Genomic DNA, 19,629 nt, shown 5'->3' with positions numbered 1-19,629 from the left:
AACATGCACAAAAGGAACGGGTGATCTTAGCAGGGAAAAGGACAATGACAACAAGAAAAAGAGCCGCGCTTCACAATTTGGGGTGCAAGGTAAATGCATATGAGACGGACGCGATGCAGGAGTTATTGGAGCATGCCGGATATGAGATCGTAGCCTTTACAGATGTGGCAGATGTGTATGTGATCAATACCTGTTCGGTAACGAATATGGCAGACCGCAAGTCGCGCCAGATGATCCACCGGGCAAAAAAGAAAAATCCCCACGCTATTGTCGTGGCGGCAGGCTGCTATGTGCAGACAAGCACAGAAGAAGTCTTGGCAGATCTGGCAGTGGATATCGTCATCGGCAACAACCAGAAAAATCATCTGGTGGAGCGCATCGCAGAATTTGAAGCCAAAAATCCAATCAATCTTGCAGAGGGCGCCGAGAAATCGGCAGATGCCGGAGCGGTGGAAGAAAAGGTCGTCGACTGCGTGGACATCAATCAGGATGGGCAGGATTATGAGTATTTTCTGGTCAATAAGACTGCCGAACATACCAGAGCCTTCATCAAGGTGCAGGATGGTTGCAATCAGTTCTGTTCTTATTGCATCATCCCTTATGCCAGAGGACGTGTGCGTAGCCGCGCGATCGAGGACGTGGTAAAGGAAGTGGAAGGGCTTGCAAAAAGCGGCTACCGCGAAGTGGTTCTGACCGGGATCCATCTGAGTTCCTATGGTCTGACAGAAAATTATAACAGTGGATTTGAGCACAATCACTTATTGGAATTGATTGAAGCGGTTGCAAAAGTGCAGGGCATTGATCGCATCCGTCTGGGTTCTTTGGAGCCGCAGATCATCACGGAAGCATTTGCGTCCCGCCTGGCAAAGGTGGACAAGATCTGCCCGCATTTTCATCTTTCTTTACAGAGTGGATGCGATGCGACCTTAAAGCGCATGAACCGCAAATATACGGCGGCAGAGTATGAGGCAGGATGTGCCATGCTTCGCAAGTATTTTGATGCGCCGGCGATCACGACCGATGTGATCGTGGGATTTCCGGGCGAGACAGAAGAAGAATTTGAGACCACAAAAGAATATGTAGACCATATTGGCTTTTATGAAATGCATATTTTCAAATATTCCAAACGCAAAGGCACAAAGGCGGCAGTCATGCCGGATCAGGTGGATGAGAAGATCAAGGCCAGGCGCAGTGACATCCTGCTGACCTTGGAAGATGTCATGTCACATGCTTACCGCCAGTCCTATGTGGGGCGGGAGGTAGAAGTTCTGTTCGAGACCCCATGGGAGTGGGATGGCAGATCCTATTATACAGGATATACGAGAGAATACATCCGCGTGGCTTATCCGACAAATGAGGATCTTTCCAACCAGATCAAAAAAGGTATTTTAGGCGAGCAGATCGCGGAGAATATTTATCTTTTGCGGGAATAATACAAGGGAAAGACGCAGAGTTCTTTACAAATTTGTTACAATATACTAAAATGTAGTTAATTAGCTTGATAACAAAAGAGCAGATAGGTGCGGATTTATTATGCAGAATTTAAGTAACACACAGTATTTCAGAGTTGAAAAGGAGACACCGACTTCCGTTAAGGAGATCCTTCGTATTGTCTATGAAGCATTGGATGAAAAGGGATACAATCCGGTCAACCAGATCGTAGGTTATATCATGTCCGGCGATCCGACTTTCATCACCAGTCATAAGAATGCGCGTAGTCTCATTATGAAGGTAGAACGCGACGAACTCGTAGAGGAGCTTCTCAAGGAGTACATCGCAGGAAAAGCATGGGAACATTAGGAAGCGGTAGGCGTTAGATTGAGTAGAGTACTTGGATTAGATTATGGAACAAAAACGGTAGGGGTCGCTATCAGTGACCCTTTACTTTTGACTGCCCAGGGTCTTGAGATCATTCGAAGGGAAAAACCGAGTAAACTTCGTAAGACCTTGGCAAGGATTGATGAGCTAATTGCATCTTATCAGGCAGATAAGATCGTGTTGGGATACCCCAAGAATATGAATGGCACAGAGGGAAAGCGTTGTGAAGAGACGCTCGCTTTCAAGGAGATGCTGGAGAACCGCACACACCTTGAGGTTATCCTATGGGACGAAAGATTGTCGACCGTCACCGCGGACAAGACGATGATGGAGACAGGCATCCGCAGAGAACATCGGAAAGAATATGTAGACGAGATCGCAGCCATGGTGATCTTGCAGAGCTATTTGGACTCGCTACAGGTATAAGTGGAAGGAAGATCATATGGAAAGCATTACATTAGTTGCCCCGGATACAGCAGAGGAGATTACTGTTTATGTGTTAGAGGAGACGACTTTAAATCAGCAAAAGTATTTACTGGTGACCGAGGACAGTCAGGGAGATACAGACGCTTTTATTTTAAAAGAAGTTGCAGCAGATGACACAGACTCCACTTATGAAGTGGTAGAGGACGATGTGGAGTTTGAAGCGGTCGTAAAGATTTTTCAAGAGTTGGTGGAAGATACTGACTTTGAGATGTAAAGAAAACAAAACAACAGGAGGTATATTTTGAACAAAAAACAACAACAGAATACAGGGAAATTAAAGATCATTCCATTGGGCGGACTGGAACAGATTGGAATGAACATCACTGCTTTCGAATATGGCGAAAGCATTATTGTCGTGGATTGCGGACTTGCATTCCCAGAGGATGACATGCTGGGAATCGACTTGGTTATCCCTGACATTTCTTACCTGAAAGAGAACGAGGACAAGGTCAAAGGTTTCTTTATCACCCATGGTCACGAGGATCATATCGGTGCTATTCCTTATGTTATGAAGGAACTCAATGTGCCGATCTACGCAACCAAACTGACCAATGGTCTGATTGAGAACAAGTTAAAAGAGCACAATCTTTTGACAAAAGTAAAACGCAAGGTCGTAAAGTACGGACAGCATATCAATCTGGGCGATTTCCGTGTAGAGTTTATCCGTACCAACCATAGTATCCAGGATGCAGCGGCACTTGCTATCTACTCACCGGCAGGTATTGTGGTACACACCGGTGACTTTAAAGTGGATTACACACCGGTTTATGGTGATGCGATCGACTTGCAGCGTTTCGGAGAACTTGGCAAAAAGGGAGTTCTGGCACTCATGTGTGATAGTACCAATGCAGAGCGCAAGGGCTTTACCCAGTCAGAGCGTACTGTAGGAAAGACGATTGAGGCGCTTTTTGCGGAACACACAAATTCCCGCATCATCATCGCGACGTTTGCGTCCAATGTAGACCGTGTGCAGCAGATCATCAATATTGCCCACAAGTTTGACCGAAAGGTAGTGGTGGAAGGACGCAGTATGGTCAATATCATTGCCACGGCATCAGAACTCGGTTATCTGAAGGTGCCGGACAACACTTTGGTCGATATTGAGATGTTAAAGAATTACCCGGATGAAAAGACGGTACTGATCACGACCGGCAGCCAGGGCGAGTCTATGGCAGCTTTGTCGCGTATGGCAAATGGCACCCACCGCAAGGTATCCATCAAGCCAAACGATACCATCATTTTCAGTTCCCATCCGATCCCGGGAAATGAAAAGGCGGTGACCAATGTCATCAATGAACTCTGCAAAAAGGGAGCCAACGTGATCTTCCAGGATGTGCATGTTTCCGGACATGCCTGCGAAGAAGAGATCAAACTGATCTATTCTTTGGTACATCCGAAGTATGCGATCCCGGTACACGGAGAGTACAAGCATCTGATCGCACAGGCAAAGATCGCAGAAAATCTTGGCATGGATAAGGACAATATCTTTATCTTATCTTCCGGCGATGTTCTGGAACTGGATGAAAACAGTGCAAAGGTGGCAGGTCATGTGCACACAGGTGCGATCATGGTCGATGGACTCGGCGTTGGTGATGTCGGCAATATCGTATTGCGTGACCGCCAGCATTTAGCAGAGGATGGTATCATTATCGTAGTGCTTACCTTAGAGTCCGGCAGCGGACGTGTCCTGGCAGGACCGGATATCGTGTCCCGTGGATTTGTCTATGTGCGTGGCGCAGAAGATCTCATGGACAGCGCAAGAGCCGTATTGAATGAGACCATGGATCGCCTGCAGGATAAGAATGTGACAGACTGGACAAAGATCAAGAGCGAGATCAAGGATTCTCTGGGAGATTTCGTATGGAAAGAGACACAGAGACGTCCGATGATCATGCCGATCATTATGGAAGTGTAAGATGATAGTAGATGAACGTTTCCTGACCTATCTAAGATCCTTAGAAGGTCAGGAGATTGATTATATTGCTGCAATAGAAAAAGAGGCATTGGAAACCTATGTGCCTATCATCCGCAAAGATACGCAGACTTTTATGAAGTTCTTAATGCAGACCCTGCGTCCTGAGCAGATCCTAGAAGTCGGTACGGCAGTCGGGTTTTCTGCGCTTTTGATGGAGGCATATGATCCCGCCGATTGCCAGATCACGACGATCGAGAATTATCCGCCGCGGATACCGATCGCGCGGGCGAATTTTGCGCGGGCAAAAAAAGAGGAGTGTATCCATCTGATCGAGGGGGATGCGCAGGAGGTTCTGCCGACCCTGACAGGTTCCTATGATTTTATCTTTATGGATGCAGCCAAGGGACAGTATCCCATTTTTTTGCCGGAGATCAAGAGGCTGATGCATTCCGGCAGTGTTCTGGTGACGGACAATGTTTTGCAGGACGGAGATCTGATCGAGTCCCACTATGCGATCGAACGGCGCAACCGCACCATCCATAAGCGGATGCGGGAATATCTTTACAGCCTGACGCATGACGAGGATCTGGTATGCAGTATTCTGCCGGTCGGTGACGGACTTGCCGTCTGTACCATGAAATAAGAACGAGTGGGATAGAATAGAATTTTAAAATTGGAGTCATACATGAGAAACATTGAGTTGCTGGTGCCAGCCAGCAGTCTGGAAGTATTAAAAGTAGCCGTGATCTTTGGAGCGGACGCGGTATATATCGGTGGCGAGGTCTACGGGCTGCGCGCCAAAGCCAAGAATTTTTCAAAAGATGACATGGCAGAGGGCATCGCTTTTGCTCATGCGCATGGGGTTAAGGTTTATGTGACAGCCAACATCCTGGCACATAACGGAGATCTGCCCGGCGTGCGCCGCTACTTTGAAGAATTAAAGGAATTAAAACCGGATGCACTCATCATTGCGGATCCGGCGGTCTTTACGATCGCGCGCGAGGTCTGCCCGGAGATTGATGTCCATATCAGCACGCAGGCGAACAATACCAATTATGGCACTTACAATTTCTGGCATGGACTTGGCGCTACCCGTGTGGTATCAGCGAGGGAGTTATCTTTGAAGGAGATCAAGGAAATTCGTCAGAATATCCCGGATGATCTGGAGATCGAGACTTTTATCCATGGGGCTATGTGCATTTCCTATTCCGGCAGATGCCTGCTCAGCAATTATTTTACCGGACGAGATGCCAACCGTGGTGCCTGTACCCATCCTTGCCGCTGGAAATACGCGGTGGTAGAGGAACAGCGGCCGGGCGAGTATCTGCCGGTCTATGAGAATGAGAGAGGAACTTATATCTTTAATTCCAAAGATCTTTGCATGATCGAGCATATCCCGGAACTGATTGATGCGGGGATTGATAGTTTTAAGATCGAAGGTCGTATGAAGACAGCCCTTTATGTGGCGACGGTTGCGAGAACCTATCGCAAGGCGATCGACGATTATCTGGAATCCGAGGAAAAATACCATGCCAATATGCCATGGTATCAGGAGCAGATCTCAAATTGTACTTACCGCCAGTTTACCACAGGATTTTTCTTTGGAAAGCCTTCTGAGGAGGCACAGATCTATGATAGCAACACCTACATTAAGGAATATACTTATCTTGGCATTGTTGGGGAATGTAATGCCGAGGGCTTGTATGCAATCGAGCAGCGCAACAAGTTTTCTGTAGGAGAGACTATTGAAATTATGAAGCCAAATGGCGATAATATAGAAGTAGTCGTAAGACGTATTGTAAATGAGGATGGGGAAGATATGCCGAGCGCACCGCATCCAAAACAAAAATTATGGATTGACTTAGGACAGCCGTTAGATCAGTTTGACATCTTAAGGAGAAAAGAGGAGGACTAAGGATTATGGCACAGGAGAAGTATGTAGCATATGTAGGAACTTATACGCATGAGAATAGTATTGGTATTCATGTGTATGACATTGACATGGAAAAGGGAAAACTGACAGAGCGCAGTGTCGCACCGATCAGTAATCCATCCAATATTGCCGTTGCACACAGCGGCAAATATCTGTATTCCATTGAGGATGAGGGTGTTGCTTCCTTTTCTATTGATGAAAATGGGGATCTGACCAAGATCAATCAGGCATGGATCGGTGGCATGCGTGCCTGCTATGTAGAAATCGATTCCAATGACCGCTATCTGTTTTTGGCGGGATTTCATGATGGCAAGGTGACCATGATGCGCCTGAATGAGGATGGAAGCATTGCCGGTATCGCAGATGGTGTCTTTCATCAGGGCGTCGGTAAAAGTTCAGTAGAAAAGCGTATGGATCCGAGAGTGTCCTGCACCAAATTGACACCGGATGAGAAGTATCTTTGTGCAGTAGATTGGGGACTCAACCAGATCAAGATCTATGAGGTTGATTATGAAGAGGGCAAACTGCATTTATATGATATTTTGCGTTTCCCATTCAATAGTGCACCGCGTCGTATCCGTTTTTCCAAGGATGGCAAGTTTGCCTATGTATTGGAAGAGACAACGAATATGGTTGATATATATACCTATGACTTGCGTGAAGGCAAACCGGTATTTGAAAAGATCAAGACGACCTCCGTTCTGGAAAAAGAGGATTCACTGGCATCCGGTTCTGCGCTTGAGTTTGCACCGGATGGTAAGTATCTGTATGTATCTTTGGACGGAGCCAACGAGGTGGTCTGCCTTGCCGTAGGTGAGGATGGTCTGATTTCCATTGAGGAAACGACCAAGATCAGCGGGGATTATCCGAAGTGCATCACTATTTTGCCGGACAATAAGACACTGGTCTCTTTGAACCATGATTCCAATGAAATCCGTACCTTTACCGTAGATCATGAAAAGAAATGTGTTTTGATGAAAAATCCACCCGTTAAGGTAGATAAGCCGAATAGTATAGTGGTACACAAATTAGTATAGTTTTCGTCTGGTTATCCTGTGGAGAGTTCGCTTTTCATGGGATAATCTGGCATTGATAGGAGATAAAAGCGTATGGCTGGATCAAGTTTTGGTGAAGCATTTCGCATCAGCACCTGGGGGGAATCCCATGGCGCGGCACTTGGCGTTGTCGTGGATGGCGTTCCGGCAGGACTGAGGCTGGATACAAACAGAATACAGGAATTTATGGACAGAAGAAAACCGGGACAGTCCAAGTTTACAACGGCGCGAAAGGAAGCAGATGCCATTGAGATCTTATCCGGTGTTTTTGAGGGAAAGACAACAGGAACGCCGATCTCTATGATGGTAAGGAATGCAGACCAACATTCCAAGGATTATTCCAATATTGCGGAGATCTTCAGACCGGGGCATGCGGATTACACTTTTTATGAAAAATATGGAATCCGAGATTATCGCGGCGGCGGCAGATCCAGCGGCAGAGAGACGATTGGCAGGGTCGCGGCAGGGGCGATCGCCATACAGATTTTAGAGGAACTTGGCGTTGAGATGTGCGCATATACAAAGGCAATCGGACCGGTTGCTATCGCTTCTTTTGATGCAGATGAGATCAGAAAAAATCCACTTGCCATGCCGGATGCTGAGGCTGCAAAGAAAGCGCAGGCTTATCTGGAGGATTGCATCGGTAGACAGGATTCAGCAGGCGGTGTGATTGAGTGTCGGGTCAAGGGGATGCCGGCAGGCGTTGGTGAGCCTGTTTTTGATAAGTTAGATGCCTCTTTGGCGAAGGCAATGCTATCCATCGGAGCGGTAAAAGGCTTTGAGATCGGAGATGGTTTTGCGGTTGCAGCAAACAATGGATCTGTCAATAACGATGCTTTTTGTATGCAGGATGGGACTGTTAAAAAGGAGACCAATCATGCAGGCGGCGTGCTCGGTGGCATGAGCGATGGCGATGAGATTATCTTTCGTGTGGCAGTCAAACCGACACCATCGATCAGCCAGCCACAAAAGACCGTGAATGTGCATGGCGAGGAGCAGACAATTGAGATCCATGGCAGACATGATCCTGTCATCGTACCCCGGGCAGTGGTGGTTGTGGAGAGTATGGCAGCGATCACACTTGTCGATGCACTTTTTTCAAATATGAGTGCGCGCATGGATCGTATCGTTGATTTTTATCAGAAAAAATAATTGTTATTATATATAGAAAGAACAGGAAAATGTACAAAGTTTTAAAAACAGAAGGAAGAGCAAAAAGAGCGGTCATGGAGACCGTACATGGAACGATTCAGACACCGGTTTTTATGAATGTAGGAACGGTGGCTGCGATCAAAGGGGCTGTATCCACCGATGATCTGCATGATATCGGTACACAGGTGCAGTTGTCCAATACCTATCATCTGCATGTGAGAACGGGGGATAAGACAATCAAGGAACTTGGTGGTCTGCATAAGTTTATGGTATGGGATCGTCCGATCCTTACCGATTCCGGCGGATTTCAGGTGTTCTCCCTCAGAGGGCTGCGCAAGATCAAGGAAGAAGGTGTTTACTTCCAGTCACATATTGACGGGCATAAGATCTTTATGGGACCGGAAGAAAGTATGCAGATCCAGTCCAATCTGGGATCGACCATCGCCATGGCATTTGATGAGTGCCCAAGCAGTAAGGCAGACCGTAAGTATGTGACCGACTCTGTCAATCGTACCACGCGCTGGCTTGCCAGATGCAAGACAGAGATGGCAAGGCTGAATGGTCTGGAAGATACGATCAATAAGAACCAGTTGCTTTTTGGTATCAATCAGGGGGCGATTTATGAGGATATCCGTATTGAGCATGCCAAACGTATCGCTGAGATGGACTTGGATGGTTATGCCGTTGGTGGACTTGCTGTAGGCGAGAGCCACGAGGAGATGTATCATATCTTAGAGGAGACCGTTCCATATCTGCCGCAGGATAAGCCGACATATCTGATGGGAGTCGGAACTCCGGCGAATATCCTAGAGGGGGTAGAGCGAGGCATTGATTTCTTTGACTGTGTTTACCCTAGCAGAAACGGCAGACATGGTCATGTTTATACCGATCATGGAAAATTAAACCTCTTTAATCAAAAGTATGAAAAGGACATGCGACCGATCGAAGAAGGCTGTGGCTGTCCGGCATGCCGTACCTACTCCCGTGCCTATATCCGTCATCTGCTCAAGGCAAAAGAGATGCTGGGCATGCGTCTTTGCGTATTGCATAACCTGTATTTCTACAATCACATGATGGAAGAGATCAGGGATGCTTTGGATGCCGGAGATTTCGCCGGTTACAAGAAGCGCAAATTAGAGGGCATGGAAGCCGGAGAATAAATATTAAAGTTTTATAAACTGATGGGAAATTATGGACAAAACCTTGCGAAATGTATAGGGATTTAGTACAATAAATAGAGTTTGAGGCATAAAGTCTCATGATTAGGAGGAATTTTTATCATGAATATTTTAATGAGTTCATCAGCAGGCGGTAATGCTTTGATGCCAATCATCTGGATCGTAATCTTATTTGCATTTATGTATTTCTTTATGATCCGTCCACAGCAGAAGGAGACCAAGCAGAAAAATGCTATGATGTCATCCCTTGCTGTAGGAGATACCGTTCTTACCACAAGTGGTTTTTATGGTGTTGTCATCGACATCGCAGAGGATACTGTGATCGTTGAGTTCGGCAGCAACAAGAACTGCCGTATCCCAATGCAGAAGGCTGCTATCTCAGCAGTAGAAAAGCCGGAAGATGCTGTAGAAAAAGAATCTAAATAAGACATTTGTAAAGTATAAAGAGGTCAGGATGAAAAACATCCTGACCTCTTTTTTATGCCTCACTTTTCAATTGGATCAATGAATTTACATAGGTCTGTAAATGATCTAACTGCTGATTGGAAAGTGTCGAGACGAATTCGATTACTTTTTCCATATCTATGCCGGCATTTTTGTCTTCCGTGCCATACAAAAAATAATCTGCGGACTTGTCAAAGCATTTGCAAAGACTTGCCATCGTCAGTATTGACATATTCTTCTTTCCGTTTTCCAAATCGGAAACATAATTGATGGAGAGATCCATCTTTTCTGCAATCTCGGCCTGTGTCAGTCCAATGGACTTTCTACAGGATCGAATACGCTGTCCGATTTCTGTGGCAGATGTCATGTAATTCACAGGTCATTCCCCCTTTACATAAAATTTACTCGGTTCCCCACTTTCGGAAACACTAATGATTTCATACGTTTCCAGAAATTATCTTAATCATATTTTGTAGACCTCTAAATAGGAACAAACTAAGAGAAATACTAAATCGCTAATAGCGAAATAAATATAGACAAAAGGATGATAAAGGGGTATAATGAATATCCGAACAGGCGTATATTATAAGAAACCTTAATGAGTAATGGATAATATTGCCAGTTATGTATGATTGAAAAATTACAACTATAGTGTGAAACGAGAGTTATGAAGTGTATTAGCAAAGATTATGAAAAAGCAGAAAAAATTAAAACTAAACTTAAAAATTTCCTGGGGGTGTACTGAGTGCTCAACCCTTGTTTTATAGATCTTGGAGTTGTGGCGTGCGTAGGAAACTGTGACACGTCATTTGTTATGTATAGAAAGTTATTCAACAGGTAAGAGGAAATGAAGCAGGAAGCAAAGAAAAGAGTCATATATAAAATTGATATTTTTCTCATTGCATTACAGAGCATAGTGGCAGTCCTATTGGGGATACAACTGATCCGTATGTCTATTGTGCCGCCCCTGTATATGGTGCTGTATTTTGCCATCGTATTGGTAGTGGATCTGATGGGGGAGATGTCTTTTACAGGCAGACACGCTGTACGAAAGATATGCGAAATTTTGAGATCATTAAGTTTCGCAGCATGATCATGGGAGCGGAGGAAAAATCCGGACCACAGATTGCCGGCAAAAAGGATGAACGCATGACGCGCGTAGGATATGTCTTGCGTAAATTTAAGATTGATGAATTGCCGCAACTGATCAATATCTTCAGGGGAGATATGAGTTTTGTGGGACCGCGTCCGGAACGACCGGAGATCATTGCAGAGATTGTAGAAGATGTGCCGGAGTACACCTTCCGCGCGACAGTGCCAGCCGGGCTCACAGGCTATGCGCAGGTGCATGGAGATTATCATACAGAATTTTTAGATAAATTAAAATGGGATCTCATGTATATTGAAAATCATTCCCTGATGCTGGATCTCAAGATAATTTTGATGACGGTTCCGGTGGTGTTGCGGGGAAGCGATGATGTGTGATTGATAATAAATGCAAATATATGATATTGATAGAGAACTCACGAAATAGAACAGCCATACCAAATGCCTAGTAGCAGATGGTACGGCTATTCTTGTTTCTTGATCAGATCATTCCGATATTTTTCCTCGATTATAGCACGTTCCCTGAAGTAGCACATATCGTGGATGGTCTGGTCAGAGTTCATGGTTATAGATAGGATGTATGAATTATATCAAAGGATAAAAAAGTACATTTAATTATGTAAGAGGGACTAAAAGATGAAGAATGAAATTGTACTGTTTACAGATGGTGACGTGAATGGAGAATTGAATGAGACTTCTGTCGGTTTTTCCGACAAAAGTACAGGATGGAGAAAAGAGACTTAGTGATGGAATGTTAGTAGCAATTACATTGATGATTGCTGAATCAAAAGCCGAAGAGAAAGATGTGATGGTAAAATTGATAATGAATCTGTTGAAATTATAGAAAATAATCGAAAGAGATCACAAGCAAACCATGAATACCAACCCACGAAAATCCCACAAATATAAACCAACTGCATACCTCATCCTTTCCATCCTCTGGATACTCCTGATTTTTTCCTTCTCGGCGCAGCCGGCGACGGAATCGACCAAGACAAGTCTACGCGTCGGCATGACGGTAGGAAGTGTCTTAGTACCGGATTTTTCTTCCATGTCAGAAATTGACCGGACAAAGTATGCCGAGAGCATCGAGTTCCCGGTGCGAAAGACCGCCCATGCGACGGAGTATGCCATTCTTGGTATTTTACTTACAGCCACTTTGTCATCCTTTGAAAAAAGACATTATGGACTTTGGGGCTGGCTCCTTGGGACAGGCTATGCGGCAACCGATGAGATCCATCAGCTATTTGTCCCGGGACGGAGCGGGCAAGTGACGGATGTCATGTTAGATAGTGCGGGATGTCTGCTGGGATGTTTGTTACTTTGTACCATTTATCATCTTTCCAAACTCCGCAAATTATGATAAAATCATAAGGATTTACAACGTGTGTTCGAAACCATCCACACGTAAAACAAAACTAAGGAGAATTACATATGAAAAAAACAAGTGCGTTACGATTGACCCAGGCCGCAATGATTGCGGCTATTTATGTGGTACTGACTTATTTTATCAGTGCCTTTGGACTCGCAAACGGTGCGATCCAGGTAAGGATCTCAGAGGCTCTGACTATCTTACCGATCTTTACGCCGGCAGCGATTCCGGGACTTTTTGTTGGATGTTTGCTCAGCAACATCTTGACCGGATGCATGGCACTCGACGTGATATTTGGCAGTCTGGCAACCCTGATCGGTGCGATTGGCACTTATCTTTTAAGAAAGACCAAGTTTGCCTTTACCTTGCCGCCGGTGATCGCTAATACCATCATTGTACCGCTCGTACTCCGCAATGTGTACGGCTTAGAGGATGCGGTATGGTATCTGATGCTGACAGTCGGCATTGGTGAAGTGCTTTCTATCTGTGTTCTGGGCATGATCCTAAAGAAAGCCTTATGGAAACATCGCTTCAAGATCTTTAAGACAGAAGAGTAATCCGACACCTGTCTCGTACATGGATTTATAATTAGTAGGAAGGGATAAGAATATGAAAGAAATCTTGGACTTGATCCGAAAAGAAATTACAGATGCTTTCGTGGCGTGTGGCTACGATGAAAAATATGGCAGAGTATCTTTATCAAACAGATCGGATCTGTGTGAATACCAGTGTAATGGTGCTATGGCGGCAGCCAAGGAATACAAGAAGGCGCCGATCGCGATCGCTACAGAGGTCAGTGAGAAACTACAGGATAACCCGATGTTTGAAAGTGTCATCGCCTGCCCACCGGGATTTTTGAATCTTATCCTTGCACCTGGCTATGTGACAGACTATGTCAATGCCATGGCAGAAGATGACAGAAAAGGTGTAGATAAGGTTGCAGAGCCAAAGACCGTGATCGTTGATTACGGCGGACCAAATGTGGCAAAGCCACTGCATGTCGGACATCTTCGTTCTGCCGTGATTGGTGAGAGCGTGAAGCGCATCGGCAAGTTCATGGGTGATAATATGATCGGCGATGTGCATTTAGGAGACTGGGGCTTACAGATGGGACTTATCATCACAGAACTTCGTCTGCGCCAGCCGGATCTTTGCTATTTTGATCCGGATTATACAGGAGAGTATCCGAGCGAACCTCCATTTACGATTAGCGAGTTGGAAGAAATCTATCCGACCGCCAGTGCAAAGTCAAAAGAAGATGCTGCTTACAAAGAGGAAGCCATGACGGCTACCTTTGAATTACAGCAGGGAAATCGCGGATATCAGGCACTTTTAAAACATATTTTAGATGTGTCAGTCAGTGATCTGAAAAAGAATTATGAGAACCTGAATGTGTCCTTTGAGTTGTGGAAAGGGGAATCCGATGCACAGCCATACATTCCTGACATGGTAGAGAAGATGAAAAAAGATGGTTACGCCTATGTCAGTGATGGGGCACTGGTTGTTGATGTTAAGGAAGACACCGATACCAAGGAAATCCCGCCTTGCATGATCTTAAAATCAGACGGGGCATCCCTTTATGATACAACGGATCTTGCTACGTTGATCTGGCGTATGGAAGATTATCATCCGGCGAGTGTGATCTATCTGGCAGACAAGCGTCAGGAGTTACACTTTGTCCAGGTATTCCGCTGTGCAAGAAAGACCGGTATCGTACCGGATACGACAGAACTCAAGTTCATCGGTTTTGGTACCATGAACGGCAAGGACGGCAAGCCTTTCAAGACAAGAGAAGGCGGCGTTATGCGTCTGGAGACTCTGGTTTCTGAGATCAATGAAAAGATGTACGAAAAGATCATGGATAACAAGACCATGGAAGAGGACGAGGCGAGAAAGACAGCCCAGATCGTTGCACTTTCTGCGATCAAGTATGGAGATCTTTCCAACCAGGCGTCTAAGGATTATATTTTCGATATTGACCGCTTTACTTCTTTCGAGGGTAACACAGGTCCATACATCCTTTACACGATCGTTCGTATGAAGTCTATTTTGCACAAGTATGAGGAGAGTGGCAAAAAGGTTGCAGATGCAAAGATCCTGACCGCAGCATCCGAGAGTGAGAAGTCTTTGATGCTGGAACTTGCCAAGTTCAACAGTGCTATGCGTGGAGCATACGAAGAAAATGCACCACACAGGATCTGCGCATACATTTATGATCTTGCCAATGCATTTAATCACTTCTACCATGAGACCAAGATCATGACGGAGGAAGATGAGAAAAAGCAGGCAGGCTACATCCGCTTGTTGGAACTGACCAAGGAAGTCCTTGAAATCTGTATTGATCTGCTGGGATTTTCTGCACCGGAAAGAATGTAAGATGAAATATTATTCACTGAATGAGTACCTGCGCCATACCTTTGGCACAAAGGCATACAAGATCTCTTTGGATGCAGGCTGTTCCTGCCCCAACCGTGACGGACTTTTGGATACCAGAGGCTGTATCTTTTGCTCGGCATCCGGGAGTGGCGATTTCGCAGAGCATCTGGACATGCAAAAGATCCTGCAAAAGACCAGACGGGGAGAGATACTGACAGAGGCAGACCAAAGTGCCTTACGTCAGGCTGTGCAAAAGCAGTTGATCGCAGGCAAAGCGAGAGTGGAAAAAAAGAATAAAGCAGGCAAGTACATTGCCTATTTTCAGGCGTATACAGGCACGTATGCGCCTGTTTCTTATTTGCGCCCGATCTTTGAGGCAGCCATAGAGCCGGAAGATGTACTTGCCCTATCGGTGGCTACCCGGCCGGATTGTCTGGATGATGCGGTGCTGGATCTGTTAGAAGAACTTAATGCGAAAAAGCCGGTATGGGTGGAACTGGGACTGCAGACCATCCACCCGGCGACGGCGGAATACATCCGGCGCGGCTATCCGCTTTCTGTATATGATGCGGCGGTCGGCCGACTAAAAAAGAGAGGATTGGAAGTTATCGTGCATGTGATCTTAGGACTGCCGGGCGAGACCACAGATATGATGAAGGAGACGGTCTCTTATGTGGGAGTGTCTGGCGCTGATGGGATCAAGTTACAGTTACTTCATATATTAAAGGGGACAGATCTGGAAAAAGAATATGAGGCAGGAAGATGCCCGGTCTTTAGCATGGAAGAGTATGTTGGTTTAGTGGCAGATTGTATCAGTCTTTTGCCAAAAGGTATGGTTATCCACCGCATGACAGGCGATGGGGATAAGAAGACCCTGCTTGCACCTTTATGGAGTGCGGACAAGAAGCGCGTATGGAACGCCTTGCAGCGTGAGATCGCCAGCCGCTAGATCTGGCTACCTGTTAGTAAAAAAGACCAAAGGGGACGCTCCTTATGGCAAAAGGAACGTCCCTGACTTTAGACACATGGTGGGATGTGTATAAATTTTATGACACAGACAGACCTTTGTATATGCCAAAATATAAGTAAATATGTGGAAAAAATGAGAAATTTTTGTCAATTTTTTGACGAAAATTTTTTTTGCCCAGACCACCTCTTGTTTCAAGAAAAAAACAATGTGCAATTTGCACAAAAAGAGAGCGGAAAAATCCAAATGACAGGGGAAAGATACATGAAAAATAAGCAGGAAAAAGTCCTTTAAAGCCCGAAAAATCAATGATTGACATTAAATTTTTGCAAGACTAAAATCGTATCGTAAATAAGAAAATTATTACAAATTAAGAAAGGAGGTATACAGATGGATGCTCTGGTAAATGGTCTGATGGAAGAGTTGAATTGTGAGACTGTCTTTACCATTCCTCTCTTTGGTGGAATCCCCATTTATGAGTCTGTAGTCGTTACATGGATCATCATGGCGGCACTGGCGATCGTGTTCTTTCTCTTGGGCAGAAATTTAAGTGTAGAACACCCCGGACGCAGGCAGATCGTAGTGGAGACTGGTGTAAAGTTCTTACATGACTTCTTTGATGAGACCGTAGGAGAGAAGGGAAAAGCATATATTCCGTATCTCTCTGCTGTAGCCATCTACATTGGTGTGGCGAATCTGATAGGACTTCTGGGATTCAAGCCACCAACGAAGGATATGAATGTCACAGCGGCATTGGCACTGATGAGTATCGTATTGATCCAGGCTTCCAGCGTTCGTGCCAAGGGTACGAAAGGTTGGCTGAAAAGTTTTGCCGAACCTATGCCGGTCGTCTTACCGATCAATATCCTGGAACTTTTTATCAAGCCATTGTCCCTATGTATGCGACTGTTTGGTAACGTCTTAGGTTCCTTTGTTATCATGGAACTCTTAAAGATGGTCGTGCCGGCAGTGGTACCGGCAGTGTTTAGCTGCTACTTTGATATTTTTGATGGTCTGATACAAGCGTATGTATTTGTATTCCTGACCGGGTTGTTCATAAAGGAAGCAACCGAATAAACAAAATAAAATTTGAAAGAAAAAGGAGAAAACATTATGTCATCAACATTATTAGTAGCCATTGGAGCAGGTATTGCAGTATTAACAGGTATTGGAGCAGGTCTTGGTATTGGTAAGGCAACATCTTCCGCAGTAGATGCGATCGCAAGACAGCCGGAAGCAGAAAGCAAGATCTCTAAGTCACTTCTTTTAGGATGTGCCCTTGCCGAGGCAACCGCTATTTACGGTTTCGTTATCGCACTTTTGATCATTCTTTTCCTGAAATAATAAAGACGAAAGGAAGGCACAGTTATGCTGAGTATAGATCCATGGAACATCCTGTGGACGGTAGTCAATCTGTTAGTCCTTTATGCTATCTTTAAAAAGTTTTTATATCAGCCGGTCATGAATGTGATCAATGCCAGAGATGAAATGGTCAAGAGCCAGTTCGCAGATGCAAAAAAAGAGCAGGAAGATGCCAAGGCATTGAAGGCTGAATATCAGGATAAGTTGGAGAGTGCAAAGACAGAAGCAGACCAGATTATTCTGGAGGCAAGAGACCGTGCACAAAAGGAGCACGAGAGAACTTTGGAAAAGACCAGAGTTGAGGCAGATGCCATGCTTGAAAAAGCAAAAAGTGATATTGCAAATGAGCAGGAAAAGGCAACGAAGGCAGCGGAAGCAGACATTGCGAAGTTAGCGCTCATTGCAGCAAGAAAAATTGTAAAGACAGGTGATGCTCATGACGCAGGCAGCAGTAAATAATGCAAAAGTTTTGTACCAGTTGTCTGTAGAGCGTGCGGTTGTAGAAAAAACGGATGCACTCATCTTTTTGACACCGGAACTATTAGAGGTTCTGGAAAATCCGACCATTGACGAAAAGAAAAAGCAGGAGATCATCGAACGTGTATGTGCGCTGGAAGAGATCCCGCAGATCATGGTCAATTTCCTGAAAATGATGAGCCATCTGGGAAACTGTGATATGATGCGTCAGATCTTTGATGCTTATTACCAGTATTGGGATGAGCAGAATCACATCATGCGGGTGCAGATCATTTTTGCAGACCAGCCGGATGAGGCGACACGCCATGAGGCAGAACAACTGTTACAAGAGAAGTATCCAGATTATAAAATAGAAATGACGGAGAGTGTCGATGAGTCGCTTTTGGGCGGTTATCTGATCCGCGGCTTCCATGAGGAATTTGACAGAAGTTACGAGGGCAGACTCCGTCAACTAGAAAGAAAATTAACCGGGAGGTGACCCCTGTGGGCGCAATAAGTGCAACAGATATTATCTCCATTATTCAGGAAGAGATCGAAAATGCCAACTGGGATGACGAGAGCAAGGAAACAGGTCAAGTCATCTGGGTAGGCGACGGGATCGCAACGATCTACGGCATTGATCATGCAATGTATGGCGAGATCGTAATCTTTGATAATGGAGTCAAAGGAATGGTTCAGGATATCCGTGCAAATGAGATCGGCGTTATCTTATTTGGCAGAGATACCGGAATCAAAGAAGGAACAAAGGTTGTTAGAACCAAGAAAAAAGCAGGTATTCCTGTAGGCGATGCCTTTATCGGAAGAATCGTCAATGCTTTGGGTGAGCCGATCGACGGAAACGGCGAGATCAAGGCAGATGGCTATCGTCCGATGGAGGAAGATGCACCGGGAATCGTAGACAGAAAGTCCGTTGATACACCAATGGAAACAGGTATTCTTTCCATTGATTCCATGTTCCCGATCGGTCGTGGACAGCGTGAACTTATCATCGGAGACCGTCAGACCGGTAAGACATCTATCGCAACCGATACGATCATCAACCAGAAGGGGAAAGATGTCATCTGTATTTATGTTGCTATCGGTCAGAAAGCATCTACCGTAGCAAAGATCGTATCTACATTGACAAAACATGGTGCTATGGATTATTCCATCGTACTTTCATCTACCGCAAGTGATCCGGCATCTTTGCAGTATGTAGCACCTTATGCCGGAACAGCATTAGCAGAATATTTCATGCATCAGGGCAAAGATGTTCTGATCGTATATGATGATCTTTCCAAGCATGCGGTGGCTTACCGTGCCTTGTCCTTACTTTTGGAGCGTTCTCCGGGACGTGAGGCATATCCGGGTGATGTATTCTACTTACATTCCAGACTTTTGGAGCGAAGCAGTCGTTTGTCAGAGGAACTTGGCGGAGGTTCTATCACAGCACTTCCGATCATCGAGACACAGGCAGGCGATGTATCTGCATACATTCCTACCAACGTTATTTCCATCACTGATGGACAGATCTTTTTGGAGAGTAACCTTTTCAACTCCGGTATGAGACCGGCTGTCAATGTAGGTCTTTCCGTATCCCGTGTTGGTGGTGCTGCACAGACCAAGGCTATGAAGAAGGCATCCGGAAGTATCCGTATCGATCTGGCACAGTATCGTGAAATGGAAGTATTTACCCAGTTTGCATCTGATCTGGATGATGCGACCAAAGCACAACTTACCCATGGTAAGGCTTTGATGGAACTTTTGAAACAGCCACTTTGCCAGCCGCTTTCTCTGCATGAGCAGGTCATGACCTTATGTCTTGCCAACCACGGTTTCTTTGATACCGTAGAGACAAAGCAGGTAAAGCAGTATCAGAAGGATGTTCTTTCCTTTATGGACTTAAAGCATCCTGAGATTGGCGAGGAGATCGAGACAAGCAAAGCCATCAATGAGGAACTGGTAGAGAAGATGCTTGATGCAGCAAAAGAATTTGTAGGATAGTAGG

The 19,629-nt window shown here is 45.3% G+C and carries 23 protein-coding genes; 22 read left to right on the top strand and 1 reads right to left on the bottom strand.

Annotated features, from left to right (window positions below; translation table 11 throughout):
- Nucleotides 1–44: 44 nt before the first annotated feature.
- The 11 genes from mtaB (at nt 45) to yajC (ending at nt 9,963) form a co-directional block, all read left to right on the top strand.
- Nucleotides 45–1,433 (top strand): tRNA (N(6)-L-threonylcarbamoyladenosine(37)-C(2))-methylthiotransferase MtaB, encoded by a 1,389-nt coding sequence (gene mtaB, locus H8R94_RS02360; protein WP_186853762.1) that lies wholly within the window; start codon nt 45–47, stop codon nt 1,431–1,433.
- Nucleotides 1,434–1,533: 100 nt separating this feature from the next.
- Complete coding sequence (locus tag H8R94_RS02355) at nt 1,534–1,800, top strand: IreB family regulatory phosphoprotein (RefSeq protein ID WP_118280961.1); 267 nt, start codon at nt 1,534–1,536, stop codon at nt 1,798–1,800.
- Between the two features lie 18 nt (nt 1,801–1,818).
- Nucleotides 1,819–2,244, top strand: coding sequence for a Holliday junction resolvase RuvX (ruvX, locus tag H8R94_RS02350; protein WP_186853761.1), 426 nt, complete (start codon nt 1,819–1,821; stop codon nt 2,242–2,244).
- Nucleotides 2,245–2,260: 16 nt separating this feature from the next.
- A complete protein-coding gene (locus H8R94_RS02345; RefSeq protein WP_118280963.1) occupies nt 2,261–2,518 on the top strand; it encodes a DUF1292 domain-containing protein in 258 nt (85 codons plus the stop codon).
- Between the two features lie 27 nt (nt 2,519–2,545).
- Nucleotides 2,546–4,219, top strand: a complete 1,674-nt coding sequence (locus H8R94_RS02340; RefSeq protein WP_118280964.1) for a ribonuclease J — start codon at nt 2,546–2,548, stop codon at nt 4,217–4,219.
- 1 nt (nt 4,220) lies between these two features.
- Entirely contained in the window at nt 4,221–4,862 is a 642-nt protein-coding gene (locus H8R94_RS02335; RefSeq protein WP_118280965.1) for an O-methyltransferase, read from the top strand.
- A 42-nt stretch (nt 4,863–4,904) separates the two neighbouring features.
- Nucleotides 4,905–6,134, top strand: a complete 1,230-nt coding sequence (locus tag H8R94_RS02330) for a peptidase U32 family protein (RefSeq protein ID WP_178009853.1) — start codon at nt 4,905–4,907, stop codon at nt 6,132–6,134.
- A 5-nt stretch (nt 6,135–6,139) separates the two neighbouring features.
- Nucleotides 6,140–7,189 carry a lactonase family protein gene (locus tag H8R94_RS02325; RefSeq protein WP_186853760.1) on the top strand — a complete coding sequence of 350 codons (1,050 nt, stop codon included), beginning with the start codon at nt 6,140–6,142 and terminating at the stop codon, nt 7,187–7,189.
- Nucleotides 7,190–7,261: 72 nt separating this feature from the next.
- Nucleotides 7,262–8,359, top strand: a complete 1,098-nt coding sequence (gene aroC, locus H8R94_RS02320) for a chorismate synthase (RefSeq protein WP_186853759.1) — start codon at nt 7,262–7,264, stop codon at nt 8,357–8,359.
- Nucleotides 8,360–8,388: 29 nt separating this feature from the next.
- Nucleotides 8,389–9,519 carry a tRNA guanosine(34) transglycosylase Tgt gene (tgt, locus tag H8R94_RS02315; RefSeq protein WP_118534662.1) on the top strand — a complete coding sequence of 377 codons (1,131 nt, stop codon included), beginning with the start codon at nt 8,389–8,391 and terminating at the stop codon, nt 9,517–9,519.
- Nucleotides 9,520–9,639: 120 nt separating this feature from the next.
- Nucleotides 9,640–9,963, top strand: a complete 324-nt coding sequence (yajC, locus tag H8R94_RS02310) for a preprotein translocase subunit YajC (RefSeq protein WP_118280970.1) — start codon at nt 9,640–9,642, stop codon at nt 9,961–9,963.
- 52 nt (nt 9,964–10,015) lie between these two features.
- On the opposite strand, the gene H8R94_RS02305 is transcribed toward yajC, so the two are convergent.
- On the bottom strand, nt 10,016–10,348 hold the full coding sequence (locus tag H8R94_RS02305; RefSeq protein WP_243069537.1) for a helix-turn-helix domain-containing protein: 333 nt from the start codon (nt 10,346–10,348) through the stop codon (nt 10,016–10,018).
- A 536-nt stretch (nt 10,349–10,884) separates the two neighbouring features.
- Here H8R94_RS02305 and H8R94_RS02300 point away from each other — a divergent pair.
- The 11 genes from H8R94_RS02300 (at nt 10,885) to atpA (ending at nt 19,625) form a co-directional block, all read left to right on the top strand.
- A complete protein-coding gene (locus tag H8R94_RS02300; RefSeq protein WP_186853951.1) occupies nt 10,885–11,466 on the top strand; it encodes a sugar transferase in 582 nt (193 codons plus the stop codon).
- Nucleotides 11,467–11,962: 496 nt separating this feature from the next.
- Nucleotides 11,963–12,451, top strand: coding sequence for a VanZ family protein (locus tag H8R94_RS02290; protein WP_186853758.1), 489 nt, complete (start codon nt 11,963–11,965; stop codon nt 12,449–12,451).
- 71 nt (nt 12,452–12,522) lie between these two features.
- Nucleotides 12,523–13,017, top strand: a complete 495-nt coding sequence (locus H8R94_RS02285; protein ID WP_118280974.1) for a QueT transporter family protein — start codon at nt 12,523–12,525, stop codon at nt 13,015–13,017.
- Nucleotides 13,018–13,069: 52 nt separating this feature from the next.
- On the top strand, nt 13,070–14,836 hold the full coding sequence (gene argS / locus H8R94_RS02280; RefSeq protein ID WP_186853757.1) for an arginine--tRNA ligase: 1,767 nt from the start codon (nt 13,070–13,072) through the stop codon (nt 14,834–14,836).
- 1 nt (nt 14,837) lies between these two features.
- Nucleotides 14,838–15,785, top strand: a complete 948-nt coding sequence (locus tag H8R94_RS02275; RefSeq protein WP_186853756.1) for a TIGR01212 family radical SAM protein — start codon at nt 14,838–14,840, stop codon at nt 15,783–15,785.
- 99 nt (nt 15,786–15,884) lie between these two features.
- Nucleotides 15,885–16,097 carry a hypothetical protein gene (locus tag H8R94_RS02270; protein WP_186853755.1) on the top strand — a complete coding sequence of 71 codons (213 nt, stop codon included), beginning with the start codon at nt 15,885–15,887 and terminating at the stop codon, nt 16,095–16,097.
- Nucleotides 16,098–16,193: 96 nt separating this feature from the next.
- Nucleotides 16,194–16,880: a F0F1 ATP synthase subunit A gene (locus H8R94_RS02265; RefSeq protein WP_118280978.1), complete on the top strand. Its 687-nt coding sequence runs from the start codon at nt 16,194–16,196 to the stop codon at nt 16,878–16,880.
- Nucleotides 16,881–16,916: 36 nt separating this feature from the next.
- Nucleotides 16,917–17,147, top strand: coding sequence for an ATP synthase F0 subunit C (gene atpE / locus H8R94_RS02260; protein WP_012743658.1), 231 nt, complete (start codon nt 16,917–16,919; stop codon nt 17,145–17,147).
- Between the two features lie 24 nt (nt 17,148–17,171).
- Complete coding sequence (atpF, locus tag H8R94_RS02255) at nt 17,172–17,624, top strand: F0F1 ATP synthase subunit B (protein ID WP_118280979.1); 453 nt, start codon at nt 17,172–17,174, stop codon at nt 17,622–17,624.
- On the top strand, nt 17,602–18,120 hold the full coding sequence (atpH, locus tag H8R94_RS02250; RefSeq protein ID WP_118534670.1) for an ATP synthase F1 subunit delta: 519 nt from the start codon (nt 17,602–17,604) through the stop codon (nt 18,118–18,120). The genes atpF and atpH overlap by 23 nt, the downstream gene beginning before the upstream one ends.
- Nucleotides 18,117–19,625, top strand: coding sequence for a F0F1 ATP synthase subunit alpha (gene atpA / locus H8R94_RS02245; protein ID WP_456300139.1), 1,509 nt, complete (start codon nt 18,117–18,119; stop codon nt 19,623–19,625). The genes atpH and atpA overlap by 4 nt, the downstream gene beginning before the upstream one ends.
- Nucleotides 19,626–19,629 lie beyond the last annotated feature (4 nt).

The sequence above is a fragment of the Roseburia lenta genome (genome assembly GCF_014287435.1).
GTDB lineage: Bacteria > Bacillota > Clostridia > Lachnospirales > Lachnospiraceae > Pararoseburia > Pararoseburia lenta.
The sequence above is the reverse complement of the archived record's forward strand: the minus strand, read 5'-3'. Positions and strand labels throughout refer to the sequence as shown.